General features: G+C 38.7%; 1 protein-coding gene. It reads left to right on the plus strand.

The genetic code is table 11. The features are described 5' to 3' along the window. Positions 1-299, plus strand: a 299-nt coding sequence (locus tag E1176_RS00100; protein ID WP_222933027.1) for a hypothetical protein, incomplete at its 5' end; no start/stop codon positions are given. Positions 300-344 lie beyond the last annotated feature (45 nt).

Here is a 344-nt window from a genome sequence, read left to right on the forward strand (position 1 = left end):
CCCCTCGAATGATTACAATGGATCCATGGCCTCAACTAATCTACTTAGAGGCCAACGGCCAATCAACTATTTATGAATTTGTCTATCAGATGGCTGCCAAATATGGTAGAGGTCAAGAAATACCTAATGAGCTAGACATAACCATTTTGGATATGATTAATAGCCTTATGAACGATAGGCTGATAGAACTCATTGACTCCAAAAAGGAATTGCCTTATTATCTGGATAAACCTATAGCTGAACAAGATAAGGAGAAAGCTCATCAACTAATGGTTAAGGACGGATTCATCAAAGAATAGGCGCTCTACAACATGTGCTATGAATGAATGGGTTTTATCGGACAG

Origin of the sequence: Fulvivirga aurantia (assembly GCF_009711475.1) — a bacterium.
GTDB classification, from domain to species: Bacteria; Bacteroidota; Bacteroidia; order Cytophagales; family Cyclobacteriaceae; genus Fulvivirga; species Fulvivirga aurantia.